We start from the raw sequence: 18,306 nt of genomic DNA on the forward strand, positions 1-18,306 counted from the left end.
GTATAGTTGGTCCACGTCTTGATGTTTTGCAACGACAGGTATATGCGCACATTCGATGCACGGATTTTCGAGATCCAGCTATTCGGCAATGTATAGCCGAGGCTTACATTTTTCAGACGCAGATAGGTAGCGCTCTCAATGAAACGATCGGATATAGTAATAGCCGGATCCTGATAAGCGGCTTTTACATCTGTGTCAGTATTTGTTTCGGTATAGCGGTTTAGCAACGTAGTAGAGGCATTGGTATACCCTGTGCCTAACTCCAGCTGTGCGCGGTTTTGATTGTAAAGTTTTCCGCCCACTTGTGTTTGGAAAAATATAGTGAGATCGAAGCTTCCCACCGGGGTATGATAGCGAACGTTGTTTGTAAGACCTGCAGTAAAGCTAGGTTGGTTGTTGATAATGATGCGATCATCGGTTTGCGTGATCTTGCCATCGCCATTCTGGTCTTTATACTTCTGCCCGCCCACACTTTTTTGTTGTTGTGGCGTAAGCGCATTCGCTCCTTCTTCGCCCGGTTTGATCAGGCCATCGGTTTGATATACTATAAATGAACCGATCGCATAGCCTTTCTTTACGATAGAAGGTTGTGATATAAGCGGTATAAATTGATCGAGACCCGGACCAAGATCCAATACTTTATTACGGTTCAAGGCATATACCAGCGAAGTGCTCCAGTGTATTTTCTGGTTGCTGATGTTCTGCGAGTTGAGGGCAAGCTCTATACCTTTGTTCTCTACTTTACCAATGTTCTGATATATAGTAGATGTTTGTCCACCGGTAGAAATGGCGAGGCCTGATGTACCTGATACCGGAGCGTTCAGTAACAGATCAGATGTAGTCTTCTTATAGACGTCAGCTACCAGGGTTAATCGGTTATCGAAGAAACCTATATCAACACCGATATCAACCTGTGCGGTTTTCTCCCAACCGAGATCAGGGTTGCTGGCTGCACTGGGTGAATAACCGATTACGGTGGTGTTGGAGAAGTTATATCGGTAAGGAGACAGGCGAGCAACCGATGAGTAAGGAGGTATAGCCTGGTTACCGGTAATACCAGCGCTTGCTCTCAGCTTCAGTGTATTGATCTGGTTTACGTTGAAGAAATCTTCTTCCGTTATATTCCAGCCCAATGCTACCGAAGGAAATACACCCCACTTGTTATTGTCACCAAAGCGCGATGAACCGTCTGCGCGTACCGTTACCGTTGCAAGATACTTTTCGTTGAAACCATAATTTACCCGACCGAGGAAAGAAGCCAGTTGCCAGGCGGAAGTATAAGATTTGGCAATGCGTGCCGTATTACCATCGCCCAGACTATTTACCGTTAATTGATCGAATGCAAAACCGTTTGACTCTGCAACAGATCCATTGGTCTTCGAAGCCTGTGCGGTGGCACCAATGATTGCATTGATATTATGTATACCATTGATCTGCTTCGTGTAGGAGAGTGTATTTTCGTTAAGCCAGTTGGTAGTAAATACTGCACCGATCGTTCCAAGTCCGTTGAAGGATTGACCCTCAGCCGTAGAGTTAGGCAGGTAGCGGTTTTGTTTATTATCCACTACATCGGCACCGAACAATACTTTCGCTACGAGCCCTTCGGCTATTTCGTACTCGGCCGCTATATTTCCCAGGAAGCGATTCGTCTTGCTGTCGTTTAGCTGATTGTAAAGTGAGTTGATGGGATTTTGCAGGCTTGATTCAAATGAACTTTTGATCACATAGTCGCCATTGTTATTATAGATCGGCAGGGAGGGAGGAGTTTGCAGCAATGCCGGTATAATGGCATCCGGTGCCACATCAGCTTTTACTATACTGGCTGTAAGAAATGTGATGAAGCGAAGTCGCTTGTTATACTCATGATCTATATTAAACCGTGCTGAAGCGCGGGTAAATCCTGTATTGCGAAGTATACCTTCCTGTTTAAAGTAATTACCGGAGAATGCTATACTTGTTTTTTCACTGCCGGTTAATATTGATAAACTATGGTTCTGAATGGGAGCCTGTCGAAACGCTGCCTTCTGCCAATCTGTTCCTACACCGGCTGTATCCAGTGCATAGTTGTTGGCGATAGCAGCATTTATAGCATTGGTGTTATTGGTTTTGAGTGTACCTAACTTACCACTGTTGCGTGCTGCATCGGTGCGCAGGGCCCACCACTGTTCAGCATTCATCAACGGTATAGTACGTACTACTTCCTGCACGCCATAGTAGCCATCGTACGATATCTGTGATTCATTCTTACGGGCTTTTTTAGTGGTGATAATGACTACACCGTTGGCACCCCGCGATCCATATATAGCGGTAGCCGAAGCATCTTTCAACACATCTATATTTTCAATATCCGAAGTATTGATCGATGATAGCGGGTTGATCTTCGGACCGTTGGTAACCTGGGCATCGTTCAGGTCATAATCATTGTTGATCGGGAAACCGTCTATAACATAAAGCGGTTCGCTGCCGGCTGTGATGGAGTTGTTACCGCGGATCTGCACGCTTACACCACCACCGGGTTGCCCGGATGTTTGCGTTACGATAGCACCCGCTACAGCACCTTGCAACAATCGCTCTACTGAAGCAACAGGTTGTGCTTTTAACTCGGGCGATACCGATGCAACGGAGCCGGTAATGTCTTTTCGTTTTTGTTCACCATAACCGATCACTACAATTTCGTCTAACACATTTTCAATTTGCAACGTAACGTCTGTTGCCTCACCTGTGAGTTCGTAGATCTCTACTTCCTGTTGTTTATACCCTACAAGATTTACCTGTAGTGTAAAGGGAAATTCTTTGGCAGGTGCTATAGCGAAGTTTCCTTCGGTATCCGATATAGCATACGAAGAAGTTCCCTTCAGTACGATGGTTGCACCCGGCAATGGATCGCCCGCTGCATCCTTGACAGACCCGGTTAATTTCTCCTGCGCATACGCAAACCCGGAGAGAAATACCGAAGCCAATGTTGTGAGTAAAAGTTTTTTCATGGAAAAAAAAGGTTAAAGGATTCCCATGCAGCTCCTGTAGGGAGCTGCCGGTGTTGGTTAGTATATAGTTAAATTAGGTTTCTGTTATTGGGCGGCTGCGCGTTGTTCGAATTTCTCTTTCTCGATTTCAAAGCGCCTGAGCTCAGGCTTGAGGTATCCGAACGCATGAAGATCGTTCTGGCCGTGGTCGATTACCCAGAGTAAAAACTTCAGCGCTTCCGGGTTTGTATTTACTTTGCTCAGCGAAAGGTGCAGGTATTCTACAGGTATATTTTTACTTTTCTCTTCGCTCTCCAGGCGGGCAATCACGGCATCAGCATCATCGAATATTTTTTCGCTGTCGGCAACGCGGCCGTTATCATCGAGGTCTACCGGAAGTATAGCTATACCACGCAGCGGTTTGCGGGTAGTGGCATCATATACCAATCCCAATGTTCCGTACGATACACCGGTAGAGTCTTTCAATAAAGCTTTGATGAGATGTTCATCTGCACCGGCAATGGCTTTACCGGTAATGTTTTGTTGTTCGTAACCAAAGTAATGCGCAAAAGTAACGGGAGCGCCTGCTTTCTGCAGACGGGTATATATAGTATACGGAACTTTCACCTCTTGCTTCTTATCCTTGTCGGCCAGTATATCGTGAAAGTATAATTGTTTGATCAGTGCATTCGTCAAACCCTTGTCGTGATAGGTTTTCGCGAAGGCAGAAGAAGCATTGGCTACCGGTAATAAAGCATAGCGCCCTATATATAGGTAGTCGCGGGTATCTTTTACCGATTTTTCCGGTTCGTAAGCTTCTATCAGCAAATCGTATTTAGCCGGGTCGGTTGTTGTGCGGGTTTCAATAATTACTTCGGTAGAAGGATTATCCGCTTTATAGTCTTTAATCCACTTCTCTACCAGCGGATATGCAAAGCGCACACCAGTGATTACTACTTTGTTCTTGGAAGTTTCCTGTGCCAGTGCAGCACTTGCCAATAGTAACAGGAAATAAACTATCACTACAGAAATGAAAGATCTCATGTCTTTTTTAAGTAAAAATGTAAATGAAAATGAATGTGAAAATCAGGGCGGCTACGGTATACACCAAGCCTTAAAGAAATTCCACCAAAAAATCCTTAAGACCGGTGTATCCGGAACCATATAGTTTTACAGCGCGCTTACCAGGTTTGATAAGGGCTGTGCGAATACAGCTAGTATATACTTAGCACATGGAACAACAACAGCAACAACAACTACGATGGTAGTGTGTAGGGGATGCGGCATGTCTCGTAAGAGAAAATGACCTGATTGAAAAACTGTTTGTTTTCATTGGGTTGATTTTATAGTTCCAAACTTTATTGGCAGGCTTGAGCACCTTGTCGTTGGTGGGTGACTGGTTGCCAGAAGTTCATAGAGCCTGTTCTCTCCCTTCTTCGCTATAAAATCAATCTGGTGGGAATTGATTTGTCTACTAATTCGATAGACAAAAGTATGTGGGCGGTGCTATATATGCAAGGCACACCGGTTATTTCTTTGTGTTTTATATTAATTTTTTTGAAATAGACGTCTAACTGTCGTTAGGAAACGACAGCGCGGGTTTACAACAGGCGAATAGCGTACTATATATATTATAGAGGGTGAACCTCTATAATATGAAGGAAATACTATATAGGTGTGTAAAAAATGAAACACCTATAGCTATAGGACTTATCCGAAAAGCAGAAAGGCAATGATAAGCGTGATAACAATGTTGAAGCCCTGTGCTATAAGAAAAGCATATAGGGGCTTTTTACTGTTTTCGTTAAAGAGATCGGAGAATTTCGTTTCCAGGCCAATGCTCGTAAAGGCCAGCACAAACCATAATGTCTGAATACTCTTCATACTGTCTTTAACCGATGCCACAGCTTCGGGGCGAAGTATAAATGAGAAGAGGAGTGAAGCAGCTACAAATCCCAATACAAATTTAGGGAAGCGTTCCCAGATAAGACCCAGTGTTGGTTTGGCAACCGTTCCGTCTTTTTGAGTTTTGTTGGTATAGGTCCAGTAAATGCTGATGGCAAATGCAGCAACTCCGAGCAATACGTTCTGCGAGAACTTTACAATGGTGCTGATCTTTAAAGCCGTGTCGCCCACGAGTGTTCCGGATGCGACTACCGCTCCCGTTGTATCAATACTTCCACCGAGCCATGCCCCGGTTACTTCCTGCGAAAAATGAAAATGATTGGCGATATAGGGCATCACGATCATCATCGGTATAGCCACGATCAATACCAGTGAAATAACATACGAGAGTTTTTTTGAATCACCCTGTATAGCACCGGCTGTAGCGATAGCGGCTGATACACCGCATATAGAGACAGCACTGGAGATCATCATGGTGAGTTCTTCATCGAGCTTGAGCTTGCGGCATACCCAGTAAGCAAAATACCATACGCTGAGTACAACGGCCAGCGCCTGTATCAACCCGAGTGCCCCGGCTTTGAGTATATCTGAGAAAATTACCCCGGTGCCGAGTAATACAAGTCCGATCTTTACAAACAATTCCGTTGATAATGTATTTCGAAACCAGTCGGGGAGGGTAAGTGTATTGCTGATGAGCAACCCGATGGTGAGACTGAAAATTACAGCTTCGAGGTTTAATGATTTTATCGTGCTATTACCCGCCAGTATCACGGCAATGATGGTGAGCAGGAAGAGTATAGGAAATACGATTACCAGGTTCTTCCACGATTTTCCGGTTAGTATAGCACCCGCTATAGCAACAACAAAAGTATAGATAAATTGTATAGCGATAGCAGACAGGTTATTGGCTGCAAACACTTTTTGGGCAAGCTCACTGCTGTCTTTCCATGCGAAGGTGGGTGTTGGTAAAATAAACCAGCCGAGAAAAATGAGAATGGTTGCTCCTCCCAGTATTACGGATGCCCAATCTTCATGTAAAGAAAAACCGGTCTTTGCTGCTGCTTGCGTCATGGTTGTTAAATTTCGTGAAGGTAAGATACTTGAATGTGTGTAACACTGCAACGACAATGAAGCAAGTATATAGAATGCGATGATGAACGGGAGTGTATAACAGTTGTCGGGCTTATGAGAGGCTGCGCGTTGGTGGCTACGGAATGCACCAGGATCTTTAGAGAAATTCCACCAAAAAATCTTTTAAGACCGGTGCATCCGGAAGCCATGTTATTCGCATGAAACAAGGCCGCTTTATTGCCTCATGCTGTTTACCAGTAGCCCTGAAGTTGTTCAGGCTGGTATATATCGTGTTTCACTACAATTCTTTTAAGTCTATCAAATCTATAGACAAATGTAGTTTTAAAAAGAATATCTGCAAGCAACGCTCAATTATTTTTTAATTAAATCGTAAGCGCGATCTCTTTTATTTTCTGCAGGCGCTGTTCGAGATAATGGGTAACGTGATCGAACGGATTGAATTCCAAACCTTCTACACCTGTGCCATATACACTGGTATGCGGACGAATCGCGTAGAAATATACTTTGTTGGTTTTACGATCTACTATATATTCAATACTCCCTGTATCCAGCAACGCTGCGTGTGCTACTTTTTCGATAGCATTCACAATTTCCAGCGAAGGTGTGTATACATCCGACTTTACTTCGATAGACCATGCTTCGGCCTGGTCTCCGGCATGGTATACTTTGGCTGCATATAACAATTGTCCGTTCAGGATCTCTGCGCGTACAATATAATTTCCCTTGGGAGATATATACTCCTGCACCACAAACGATTTATCGCCATATACCGGCAGTGTGTCGTTGATGATAGCGTTGATAAGGTCTCCGATCGAATCGAATCGTGTAGTAGTGATATGATCGTTCAGTCCGTTGCTTTTCAACAGTATCGGGAAATTCAGTTCATTACCGGCAGCGAGCAACTGATCGATGCTGCTCACAATGCGCGTGCGTGGAAAAGGAATATCCAGCGAAGCGAATATAGCCAGTTGCCGCGATTTGGTGCTGAGTATCTCAGTAGCGCGTGATCCGTTGATCACTTTGCTGCTGTTGATCACACCGTTCAGCTTCTCTACGTGCTTTACATACTCGATGGTCTGTGCTATACCCAGTGCGTTGTGTGTGAAATAAGGCGGTGAACTCATGTCGTTAAACACAAGACTATAGGGAACTTCATATTGAGCCGGATCATATAAATGGTCGGCCGGATTAATTGTTTCGTACGCTATACCTCTGGCAGCAAGCTTTTCGAAGAGCGGATTATACTGCTCCGGATGCCCGTAAATAATGCCAATGGGTTTTTCAAAAAATGCGTGCATGGTTGTAGTTTTTCTGGATGAAAGTTTACTAGGCAGCTTTGCGAAAGGCCGGTATCAGGTTTTTATGTTTTTTGCTTCCTACAAGCGGCAGCAGGTGCAGGTATAGCGGTGTGCTGCTCTTTTCGGTCTTCGGATTATATTTACCAACAATCATCGGTATATACATTACGCGTCTGCGGCTGGCTGCACCGGTAAGAGGAGAGGGCGCTACGCGGTGCCATATTCTTCCGTCATGTATTACCAGGTCTCCGGCTTTTGCATCTACCAGCACTTCGTTCTTGTCATCGTAGTTGTTGAGATAATATTTTTTGCGGAAGAGTAAATCCCACAGTCCTTGCTTGTGTGTGCCAGGCAATACACGCAGTCCGCCTTTATCAGTAGAAGAATCATCCAGGTAAAAACCGATGTTCAGCATCGGTGCTACTTTCTTTCCATAGAATATATCTCGTGCGCTATCGGTATGCCAGCCCATGTGATAGAAGTTACTTCCTTCCGTGTTCACATAGTGATTAAATACAACACCATCTTTTTCTTCGAGGCCGAGGCGTGCACCTTCAGGCATTAATACTTTGAGTTCCTGTAATGCAGCATTGTTTGCAAAATTCTTTACCGCTTCGCTATGCTGGTTGGTAAAAGCAAATCGCTGCACGATGGTTTGTCCGTTCTCATCTACACCATATTTAATAGGCACTCCGTTTATTTTCTGAACGTTGTTCTCCACCCAACGGCGTTGCACCTGCTCAGTAGAGTGTATAATCTCTTCAACTGTTTCGCGCGATGCGTAGCCTTCAAAGTGTATAAAACCATTTTGTTGGAAGAAGGTGATTTGTTCCTGTGTCAGTTTGCCTTCGAATGTGAATTTTTTATAAGTAGCCATGATGTTCTATGGTTTAAGTGTTCAATGATTAAATTTAATGTTCAGTGTTTAGGGGTTCTATATGTATAGTGTTGAAGCGGCATTCTTCTCTCTGCTTTTCACTTTCGGCTTTGTGCTCGTGAAAAGATATACTCTGCCAGTGCTTACTCGTTCAGGAGTATAGCTGCTCAACAATATATATAGGGGATAAGGGTATAGACGGAATCAACAACAACAGCAGTTGCGCATTCGGGGATTTATGTTGATTGCCTGTGGGGACATGTTACTACGAACGGAGAAATTTTTTCTGTGTTTCATGTTGGTTAAAAATTTTATAGTTCCAATTTTTTTTATTGGTAGGAATTAGCACCTTTTCAACCACACAGTTGATAGGTTGCTAGGGGATCGCTGAGCCTATTCTCTACTCCCTTCTGTATAAAACCAATCTGGTGAGAATTGATTTGTCTACTAAATCGATAGACAAATATCAGTATTGATATTGAACTTACAAATATTTCGAAGAAAATTTTTTAAAAAGTTGTTTTCCAGGCCGCAGACCTCAATTATCCGTGATCTGTGTGTTGATGTAGAAGCGCTCCTCGTCTGCTTCAAAACTCTCTGCCGGCATATTTTTAAGCGTCATGGATTTCCATTGCGTTGTGGGATATATATAGGTAAACCGATCGGGTGAAGTAGTAATGCGAACAGGCATTTGAAAATTTTCTACATCAGCTTGCCAGCGATATGTTACCAGCAAGTCTGCGCCCTTCTGCTGCAGTTTTACTTCCAGGGTTGGAATGGTTGTATACTGTAAATACTGCCGGAAGAAATACGTATAGTCTGAGCAGGTATACTGGTTAATGAACCCGATAAGATCATTAGCCGATAATGTCTGGTAACGAAAATGCGATTGTATGTTGCGCAGCAGGTTTATCCATAGGCTATCGTTATTCAATGCATATCGAAAAGTATTTAACATCAGCGAACCTTTGCTATACATATCACCAATGTCGTAGTAGATATGGTTAACATCATATATACCGGTAACAGGTTCTTTGTTGCTTACATGGTCGCGTTGCTTCTGCATTTCCAGTAAAGCTTCTTCTTCACCAAAACGATAATCAATCACGAGTGCTTCTGCGTAAGTGGCAAACGCTTCGTGGATCCACATATCGGCCAGGTCTTTGCAACTGATGGCATTGCCCCACCATTCGTGTGCTGATTCGTGCCATAGTAATGGATTGGTGTCGCTAGCATTGGCAGCAGTAATTTTACCGATGCATACTCCGCTCTGGTGTTCCATCGGGTATAAACTCTCCAATAATGTAAACCCATCGCGCGGAAACGGATATTTACCAAAGTATTTTTCATAGCATTGCAACATTGGTTTTACCTGGCGAAACATTTCGCGTGCACGCTTGGCATTGTAGGGCATTGCATAGTAATCGATAGTAAGCGTATCGTTTTGTTGCTGTATATAGTAGTCCTCCCAGTGTTCGTATAGTCCTATTGAAAATGTTACGTTATAATTATTGATCGGGTAGCTCACATACCATTCAAACCGGGTTTGCTGATTCGGCATGGGTGTTTTGCGTATAAGCCTGCCGTTGGATATCTCGGTATATTTCTCCGGCACTGTGATCCATATCTTCATGCTGTCGGGTTCATCGGAAAGATGATCTTTATTGGGCCACCACAGGCTGGCGCCTGAGCCCTGGCATACTACCTGTGCCCACGGATTTCCCAACGAATCTTTATCCCACAGCACGCCTCCATACATCGGTATAGAGAAATCTGGTGTTTGCGGTATACCTTCGTAATATAGTGTGATCTCTTCCTGGCTTCCGGTTTTCATTTCCCGGGGCATGGTAATGAACACCGCATTGTATTCGCGCGTATAGGGCAGCGGTTGGCCGCGATAAAGAATCTGGTTGATGTGCATGTTAGCATACAGATCTACCTGCATCTGGCGAAATGGTTCTGTAACCGTAAACCGTATAGCATTACTACCTTTTACAGATTGCTTGTCGAGGTTGACTGCTACATCAAGATGATAGAACGTAACATCGTAGCAGGTGCGCAGCGGTGACAGTTTTCCTCGCAATGTATCTGCCCGCGTGAAACCATTCTGTCGGTTCGATACTCTTATCGTTGGTTTGTTTTTTGGTGGCGCTATATTTTCTGTTTGTCGGAGTGAATCAGGTAATACCGGTTTTACAATGTTATAATTTTCCCAGAAGGTTTCATCAGCATCTTTACTCACCAGGTTATTCATAGACGAAAGGTTCGATCCTATATTTCCTTCCTGGAAACTTTTTACGCTATCGGTGTTAACATCCGTAATTGTCAGGCTCATGTCGGCAGTCCAGGGGCGATCTTTCATTTTCCGTTTACCGCTGTTTACGACCACATCCCAATGCCGCTGAATAGAACTGAGATACCATTTGCCACGATACGGTTTATAGTGGATGGTATAATTGATTTGTTTGAAATCTAATCGCGCTCTTATTACTTTCGACATAATGGTATAGGCTATACCTCCCTTGCCGTGCCGGTTTATATACTTAACACCTTGCGGACTTAGTTGATAATCTATTCTGACAAATGCCAGTGATTCTTCGTCAATGAAAAATTTTAATTTCAGAATCGCTTTTCGGGCACGCTCCTTCGGCATGACATTAACAATAATGAGATCGCGATCGTCTTCATGAATGGTTTCAGTATATTCATATATATAGTACCGGAAGTTTTCGGGGTTCAACGGATTTAGTCGCAGCAGACGATATTGTATCAGATCATCGCCCAGACTTCCGCGTGCTCCGTTGGAGATATTGCTCATCCAGTAATAGAATTGTATATCCTGTGAATGTGGTATATCTTTTTTTCTTCCTTTGATAATACGGATCTGATCGGTAAACTTGTCCGTTGCCCGCTCTACTTTATAGATGTCCAGTACCGACTCATTGTAAGTTAACTCTTCATCAGCCAGCCATATATTTTCGCGATAGAAGGCGGTAAGTTGTACAGTAGCTGTATCGTAGTTTACGGATGCTTTCGCCAATGCTTTTTTGATGATGGAGAGCCCGGTTTCTGCATCGACTGTTACTTCATTCAGTGTTACAGCAGCCGGCACGAGGTATATGGCGAGCGATGTTCGGTCGCGTTCGGGTATAGGTATGCTCACTGTTTTATAGCCTACGCTGGAAATCACCAGTGTATCGCGCAGGGAAGTTTGCTGTATTTTTAAAATAAACTCTCCTGCTGTGTTTGATATTGTGCCGGTACTTTTTGCTTTCAGGTAAATGCTGGCGAAGGGTATAGATTGCTGCGTTTGGGCATCTATAACTTTTCCGGATAGCGTGATAAAGGACGATTGGCCAATGACGTTAAAACTTATAACGATGCACCAGGCGAGCAACACAGAACATTTCATTTGTTTTTTTAACAAAGCAATCAGATCCGGTGCGCGTAATCTTCTCAAATCCGGATTTGAGAAGTATTGCCTACTTTTTTTGATCAGGCTGTTTTCTGCAGCCGTTGATTCAGGTATTCGCGTGGCGACATGCCTGTTATATTTTTAAATGCACGCTGAAAAGTAGCCTGCGAGTTGAAGCCGGCTTCCAACGCCATACCATATATAGTCAGGTGGCTGGTGCCGTGTGTGGTCAGTTTCTCCTGCACCAGTCGCACGCGATATTCATTCACAAAATCGTTAAAGCTTTTTTGTGCGTGCTGATTTAGGATAGCCGATATTGTTTTTGCAGGAAACCCGGTGTGCCGCGCCATCTTGCTGAGGTTGAGTTCAGGATCGAGGTATAGCATATCCGTCTCCATGATTTGCCGAAGCTGGGAGATTTTTTGATCAGCCTGCGCAATAGCCTCCGGGTTGGTGTTCGTTCGGGGAATTTGTAAATATATAAGGCGCGTACGATGATAACCCGCCAGGGCTATCCAGTATATAAATAAGACAATCGCTATTTCTACCGGGTAGTAGTATTCGTTGTAATCAAATCGAAATATATAGGGGGCCAGTAAAGTGAGTGGCCAGAATATACCCAGCGCCACCATACAGGTAAGCAATGCCTTGATCCATCCGCGAATAGACTGCTGGCCTTCTTTGGATATGAGCCTGATCGTATCAGTTGGCTGTTCCTTGCGAAAAGCATATATAGTAGCGATGAGGTAAACGATGAACGCCACAGCACTCAGCGGCTCCGAATACAACCAGTAGAAATTCTCTATAGCAGCAGGGGATACAGGGCCCTGGTAAAGATGTTTTTGCCAGAGGATGATATATACGATTGTACTCGTTCGAAACAAAAATTGAAAGAGAACCGGTATATAGTGCAGCAGGATTTTATACTTCGATAAAGGCTTGTCGGGATGAAGAAGCGTTGTAACGTAGAGGTATAGACTCGGGCCTACTGCATAGATCAATACGTAAGGAAAGAAATCGAACAGTAAGATATAGCGATCGAGGCCGGCACTCCAGTTAAATGTTTCGAAGCCATTGTAGGCGAACGTGAGCATGAAGATGCTGAGAAATTTTGCACCCGGGTGTTTTTTATTGAACAGCAGCACCATGCAGAAGAGCAAACCCTGCAGGGCGCCAAAGAGGATGAGCAGATTGATCCAATGATAATGAAGTTGCATGATGCGTGGGTTCAGGATGTCGTCACCAAAGCAATAACGATACCACATCGTGCAAATGAAAGAGCCCGCAGTTGCCCGCGAGCTCTTCATTTTCTGCCAGAATCTGCCGACACAGGAGTTTGTCTGCGAAACAAAATAAAATCAAGTAACCTGTTTTGTGCAGTAAGCTCTAACCCAAACCATTACAACTTTACTGATTCCTGATTCAGCGAACGGGCAGACATATTTTTACTGCGTGGCTTTGCGCAGGTATACATTACCATATTTGGATTCAAAACTATAGCGAGGACCATTGCCGGGTTTGGCCGAAACATAGGTGTGAAAGTCTTCCTGCCTGGAAGGCTCTCCGCCAAATTTGATGTTCAGGTTCGTATATATATCGCCATAATTCGTTTCGGCAATCAGCTCACCCGTTGTACTTTCTGTAAGAGCTGCATCTACTGCGCCATAGGTGGATGATACCGTGAGAGGGCCGGTAAACGTTTTGATCTCGACAATACCATATACCGATTCAATACGCGTATCCATGTTACGGGGTACTTTTATATCCAGGTATATATCCATGTCTATACCGGAAGTCATGCGGTCAAATTTACCATGACCCTTCTCGTTTTGATACTTATGCATTTCTTCCTGGCTTTTGAATATTATTTTTTGAGCGCCATCGTATATAGTAAAGCGATGCGGAATACCTTTCATGTTCACGATCTCGTTCCGTATACTAATGGTGTTGCCTTCGGTAGATGTTTCCAGTTTAAAGGCATCGTCATTCTCACCACTGTTTATGCTTGCAGAGCCTTGAATGGAGATCTCGTTTTTATCCCAGGTGCTTACACGAATCAGATTCGGATAATCAAAGCGCATCGCGATCTTTTGTCCCGGCTGTACCGTGATCGATTTATTGACAGGTGTCTGGGCATATTCCCGGGCAGGTATGATCAGTGCAACGATGAGGAACAGTACGTTGATTTTCATAGCGGAATAATTTTGGGTTATGTAATCGCGCTGACAGTTTCGGGTGTTGACTTCCAGTCTGCTTCGTAAGTGAAGAAGATGTAGAGTATAAATAACCAGGAGAAATTGTCAGCGCGGAGTGACTGCTACTTTTTGCGCAGGTATATATTGTTGTGCGTAGAAGACAGGTTAATGTCCAGGCCGCCACCATTGATCTTGCCAGTAACGTTGTCGCTATATTTGACCATGCCGGCAGATTTTTCGATTTCGAGTTTGAAGTCAGGATCAACGAATATCTCGCCGTATACCGTACTCATTTTCATATTGGCTTTTGTTGTCACGGGCAATGCTACATCTACGTGGCCATGTACTGATACAATGGATACCGGGTTCTTGATATTCGGGTTAAGGGATACATCAATATCGCCATGTACTGTTTTGATCGTCATAGGGCCTGTAGTGTTGGTAAGTTTTACACCGTTGTGCAGCGTAGATACTTCAATCTCACCTTCAAAGTTTTTGATCACCAGGTCGTCTCCATAAGGAGATGTATGACTATAGGAAACCACTACACCTTTTGGAACTTTGATGGTAATATCCGGGCCATCCATTTTTTTAAGCTGCTGTACTTCAATTATGCCACCTTTATCTACTACAGATATACCAAGCCCCGTGTTGTCTTCTATGCCCATGCTGCTCACAGAGCGCAAGCCTTTTGCACGCTCATCGTCATCGCGTTTACCATCGCGTGAAGTAAAGATGATCTCGTTTCCGCTATAGCCTTCTATCTCTACATTGTTCACTTCTTTAATTTCCAGGCGACCAGTGCTCTTTGCTACTTTATACTCCTGTGCCTGAACCAACCCCGCGATGAACGCCAGGGCTACCGTTGCTAATACATTTTTCATTTGTTATGATTTTTATTTTTATTCTGAACTATAAACATGAGCATAGTTATTCGGTATAGCATTGTTTCCGGATACAATGCAGCTCCTGTAACTATATTTTAAGCAGAAGGCTGAAAGCTTAACGCGAAAGTAAATGCCCGCTATATATACTTTGAACCTTCAACTCTAAACTCTTAAACTTTTAACCTTGAACCTTTAAGCTTGAACATCTCACGAAAGCTTCATCAATCCTGCATGTGCTTCGTCTTTCACTTCCTTCAGTACTTCGTCATCGGTGGTGATGCGTTCTAATTCTTTTACAGCACCTTTTGCTTTTATCTCTACCAGTATGCGGATCAATGCGATCTGCACAATAGGATCTTTTTGTGACGACAGCGATGTAACCAGCAAGCTGCGTACGTACGGCTCTTTATTAAACTTGTTCAAAGCATCCAATGCTGCGAGACGCACGTTGGTGTTCGGGTCTTCATTCAGTGCATTCTTCAGTGCGTTGATAATTTCCTGATCAGTCTTGTCGAGCTTCAGGGCTACCGTTGCGCCCAGCACGCGCTGACTGGCAGAGTTCTCGTTGTCGAGCATAGACATCAGCAACAGCTTGGTCTCTTGCATTTGCTTTTGAATGACAGCAATCTCTTCCTGTTGCCGCTGATATTTACTGATCCAGTATCCTGCACCGGCACCGATCACCAGCAATGCTATAGCGGCCGCTACACGATAGAAGGCAGGACGAAGGAAGATCACTTTTGTTTTCTTCGAAGCAGCAATCTCATCTTTCAACAGTTTGTCGAACGATGTACTCAGCGCTGCAGAAGGTTCAAGCCGTGATGATCTTTCCATGGCATGAATTACTTCCTTCAACTGTTCGTATAGCTTGTACGCTTCCGGATTTTTCACGAGCTCTTGCTCTACCTGGAATCTTTCTTCCCGCGTAAGCCGTCCATCGATGTAATCAATCAAAAGCGTTTCCAGTGTTTCTTTGTTCATATACTTTCAAAGTTCCTCTTGCGAGAGAACCTGTTATATTTTTTCGAGTTCAAAATAATGCTCGCGCAACTTGAGTATAGCACGATGCACTTTTACTTTAATGTTGGCCACAGTAGTATCCATAATTACCGCGACCTCTTCGTACTTCATGTGTTGAAAGCGTGTAAGTACCAGGAGCTCCCGTTGCTCTTCGCTCAGCAGTGCCATCGATCGTTGCAGCAGTCGTTCCTGCTCATCGATGAGCTGGTTTTCTTCATCATCGTGTAAATGGTCGCTTACTTTTTCCACGTCAACAAAATCAGAGAGCTTGTTCTTGTTTGCCTGGTAGTGATCGGAAAATATATTCCGCGCTACCTGGTATATCCACGACTGAAACCGTGCTCCTTCTTTATAGCTGCTTCGGTATTTGATCAGGCGCAGAAAAACATTCTGCGTCAGGTCTTCCGCCAGGGCACGGTCCATCGTCATGCGCGCCAGGAAATTGAAAATGCGTTTGTTATAGCGCTCAAAAAGAACAGAAACCTGCTGAAGATCACCGTTTTTTACGGCCTCCATAAGTAGTTCGTCAGTCATCAGGTATGCTCTTTTTGTCAAATTCGTGTTAGTTACCGGAAGGTGGGATAAAGGTTACAGAGTAAAAGTTAAAAAAATATTTTTGAGTTAAAACACTGTTTTTAAGTGTTAATACCGAGGTTCATGCCTGTGAATTATCCAGACACTCGTCTGTAATCGCATTATTGATTGCCGCTGCCCCGCCTCGTTAGTTTTGATTTATACCAAGGGGCAGTGTGGTTGATTTTCTTCGCAGAGGGAGCCCCTTCGTATACCCAGTCCGTTGTGAAGGTTTTCTTTTACCTAAAGCCATATCCTATGCGAAAACATCTATCCGTCATTTTAGCGATTCTATTATTGTGGGGTTCATCATGCGACTATGAAACTCCCATCGTTTCTCAGACATCCAATCAAAGCAAAATTACCCTTACTGATATAGATCATGATCCTGTTGTCAAAGATTTACTTTCAAAAATTCAGAACAAAGTAGCGAATGGAAGAGTGAGCAGCATCGAAATTACCGATGCCTTTTTCAAATATAGCGACCCTGATAGTGGTGTTCTTAATTATACCTTCCGTTTGCCTGATGAGTCGCCCGATTATTTTGAGAACCTGGTACTATCGCAATATGAGGATGGCTTCTACGGATTTATATACCGCTATATCCCAGATGAGGATTATACAAGCAATGCGCCATTCAAAGGCGCATTGAAACTATATAATCTGAACAATGAGCTGATGCAGGAATTCTCTATTCCCTCAACACAGGATAGTATAATTGCTAACGGCAAAGTTCAAATTATGGATCGATGCGTGAAGAGCGTTACGCAATCTTGTGTAACGAGCTACGAAGTACGAACCGTAACAGACTATCCATGCCATTGTCAATATGATCGAAAAGTAGAAACAGGCACAGTCTGCACAGTGTCGGTTAACATGGGCTGGTGCGATGATATGAATCCCGGTATCTCTCCGGCTGTTGGCGGCACGTATGTGGGTGCAGGAAGTGACACGCATAGTGGAGGAGCAAGTGGTTCAACGAAAACACCTGCGAAGAAACCGGTAGTGATTATTCCAGATGATGATATTATTTATGATAAGGTAAAGTCGCCTTGTCTGGTAGCGACTATCAAGACATTAGTGAATAAAGATTTGACGAACAACATAAACAAAGCCGTACTAAGTATTTTTGGTACTAACCCAAATATGAATCTGTACTTTGAAGAGGATGCTGGTTTAGGTAAAAAACCTGGTACAACGCGTGTAACCAATGAAAAGAACCCGTTTAATGTTACTATTTATTTGAATCCCAATTTTATAGACTCATCATCTGAATACATGACTGCTGTTATCTATCATGAAGCTATTCATGCATATTTAGATGCAAATAAGGAGGATCGCGATAAACTTGTCCAACATGTTATGATAGCTCATGAGTATATAGAATGGTTAAGTGGTGCATTGAACGAGGTATTCCCCTTGCTTTCGACCAAATCGGCCAGTGCTTTGGCACTGAGTGGACTAGGAGACGTAATGCGAAATAACCCTATCTATTTCGAATCTCTTGTTCAATCCTATGGATTTGCTAATGTTGAGGAGGTAACATCAATAATTGAGGCCTATCGTAATGGTATAAAAGGATCAACTTGTAATTAAATCACATTTTAGAGAAATATGAAACTATATATCGCGATCTCCTTTTTCTTAGTTGCCTATTCATATTCATTCAGCCAAAAGATTGAATATCCAAAGTACAAAGGCACTCAAAGTTCATTTCAAAACTATGTTTTATCGGAATTATTAAAAGCGGATTCATCGTTTGCGAAAACCTGCGATACCAGCCTTGGGCTTGTTCAATTTTACATTAATAAGAAAGGTGAAGTCAAGGCAATAGAAGTGTCATCCAATATGCCGCAAGAGATTCGAGATAAATTGCATGAGATAATTTTAGCTTCTAGATGGAGCGTTATGAAAATTGATAACAAAGCAATTGATAGTTTACCCATTATACTTCCTATCTATGTTTCTATTGAGCTTGGGTGCAATGAAGACGGTATGAACCGTGTTTATGGATTAGAAAAAGATTTTAGAGAAATGCTGTCGAACCCAAAGGAGAAAGAACTTATTAACTGTCTTCTGTT

13 protein-coding genes and 2 riboswitches are annotated in these 18,306 nt (G+C 43.4%); of the genes, 2 read left to right on the top strand and 11 right to left on the bottom strand.

From position 1 onward, the window contains the following. The 11 genes from VIN08_RS00065 to VIN08_RS00115 all read right to left on the bottom strand — a co-directional run. Positions 1-2,984, bottom strand: a 2,984-nt coding sequence (locus VIN08_RS00065; RefSeq protein WP_331958352.1) for a TonB-dependent receptor, incomplete at its 3' end; no start/stop codon positions are given. A gap of 84 nt (positions 2,985-3,068) precedes the next feature. Next, positions 3,069-4,007: a hypothetical protein gene (locus VIN08_RS00070; protein ID WP_331958355.1), complete on the bottom strand. Its 939-nt coding sequence runs from the start codon at positions 4,005-4,007 to the stop codon at positions 3,069-3,071. A 296-nt stretch (positions 4,008-4,303) separates the two neighbouring features. Further along, positions 4,304-4,411: riboswitch (SAM riboswitch) on the bottom strand. A 262-nt stretch (positions 4,412-4,673) separates the two neighbouring features. Further along, positions 4,674-5,939, bottom strand: coding sequence for a YeiH family protein (locus tag VIN08_RS00075; protein WP_331958358.1), 1,266 nt, complete (start codon positions 5,937-5,939; stop codon positions 4,674-4,676). Between the two features lie 383 nt (positions 5,940-6,322). Further along, a complete protein-coding gene (locus VIN08_RS00080) occupies positions 6,323-7,258 on the bottom strand; it encodes a hypothetical protein (protein WP_331958361.1) in 936 nt (311 codons plus the stop codon). Between the two features lie 28 nt (positions 7,259-7,286). Beyond that, complete coding sequence (locus VIN08_RS00085) at positions 7,287-8,135, bottom strand: phytanoyl-CoA dioxygenase family protein (RefSeq protein WP_331958364.1); 849 nt, start codon at positions 8,133-8,135, stop codon at positions 7,287-7,289. Between the two features lie 308 nt (positions 8,136-8,443). Continuing rightward, positions 8,444-8,556: riboswitch (SAM riboswitch) on the bottom strand. Between the two features lie 117 nt (positions 8,557-8,673). Next, positions 8,674-11,547, bottom strand: coding sequence for a carboxypeptidase-like regulatory domain-containing protein (locus VIN08_RS00090; protein ID WP_331958367.1), 2,874 nt, complete (start codon positions 11,545-11,547; stop codon positions 8,674-8,676). An 83-nt stretch (positions 11,548-11,630) separates the two neighbouring features. Then, positions 11,631-12,857, bottom strand: a complete 1,227-nt coding sequence (locus VIN08_RS00095; protein ID WP_331958369.1) for a helix-turn-helix domain-containing protein — start codon at positions 12,855-12,857, stop codon at positions 11,631-11,633. 138 nt (positions 12,858-12,995) lie between these two features. Beyond that, a complete protein-coding gene (locus VIN08_RS00100) occupies positions 12,996-13,742 on the bottom strand; it encodes a hypothetical protein (protein ID WP_331958371.1) in 747 nt (248 codons plus the stop codon). A gap of 125 nt (positions 13,743-13,867) precedes the next feature. After that, positions 13,868-14,629 (bottom strand): DUF4097 family beta strand repeat-containing protein, encoded by a 762-nt coding sequence (locus VIN08_RS00105; RefSeq protein ID WP_331958373.1) that lies wholly within the window; start codon positions 14,627-14,629, stop codon positions 13,868-13,870. 210 nt (positions 14,630-14,839) lie between these two features. Further along, complete coding sequence (locus VIN08_RS00110; RefSeq protein WP_331958376.1) at positions 14,840-15,613, bottom strand: HEAT repeat domain-containing protein; 774 nt, start codon at positions 15,611-15,613, stop codon at positions 14,840-14,842. Positions 15,614-15,646: 33 nt separating this feature from the next. Beyond that, a complete protein-coding gene (locus tag VIN08_RS00115) occupies positions 15,647-16,186 on the bottom strand; it encodes an RNA polymerase sigma factor (protein ID WP_331958379.1) in 540 nt (179 codons plus the stop codon). 297 nt (positions 16,187-16,483) lie between these two features. Between VIN08_RS00115 and VIN08_RS00120 the strand changes: the two genes are divergently transcribed. After that, positions 16,484-17,821 (top strand): hypothetical protein, encoded by a 1,338-nt coding sequence (locus VIN08_RS00120; RefSeq protein ID WP_331958382.1) that lies wholly within the window; start codon positions 16,484-16,486, stop codon positions 17,819-17,821. 18 nt (positions 17,822-17,839) lie between these two features. Next, positions 17,840-18,306 (top strand): hypothetical protein (locus VIN08_RS00125; RefSeq protein ID WP_331958385.1); only part of this gene is annotated, 467 nt, incomplete at its 3' end.

Origin of the sequence: Ohtaekwangia sp. (assembly GCF_036568665.1) — a bacterium.
Lineage (GTDB): Bacteria > Bacteroidota > Bacteroidia > Cytophagales > Cyclobacteriaceae > Ohtaekwangia.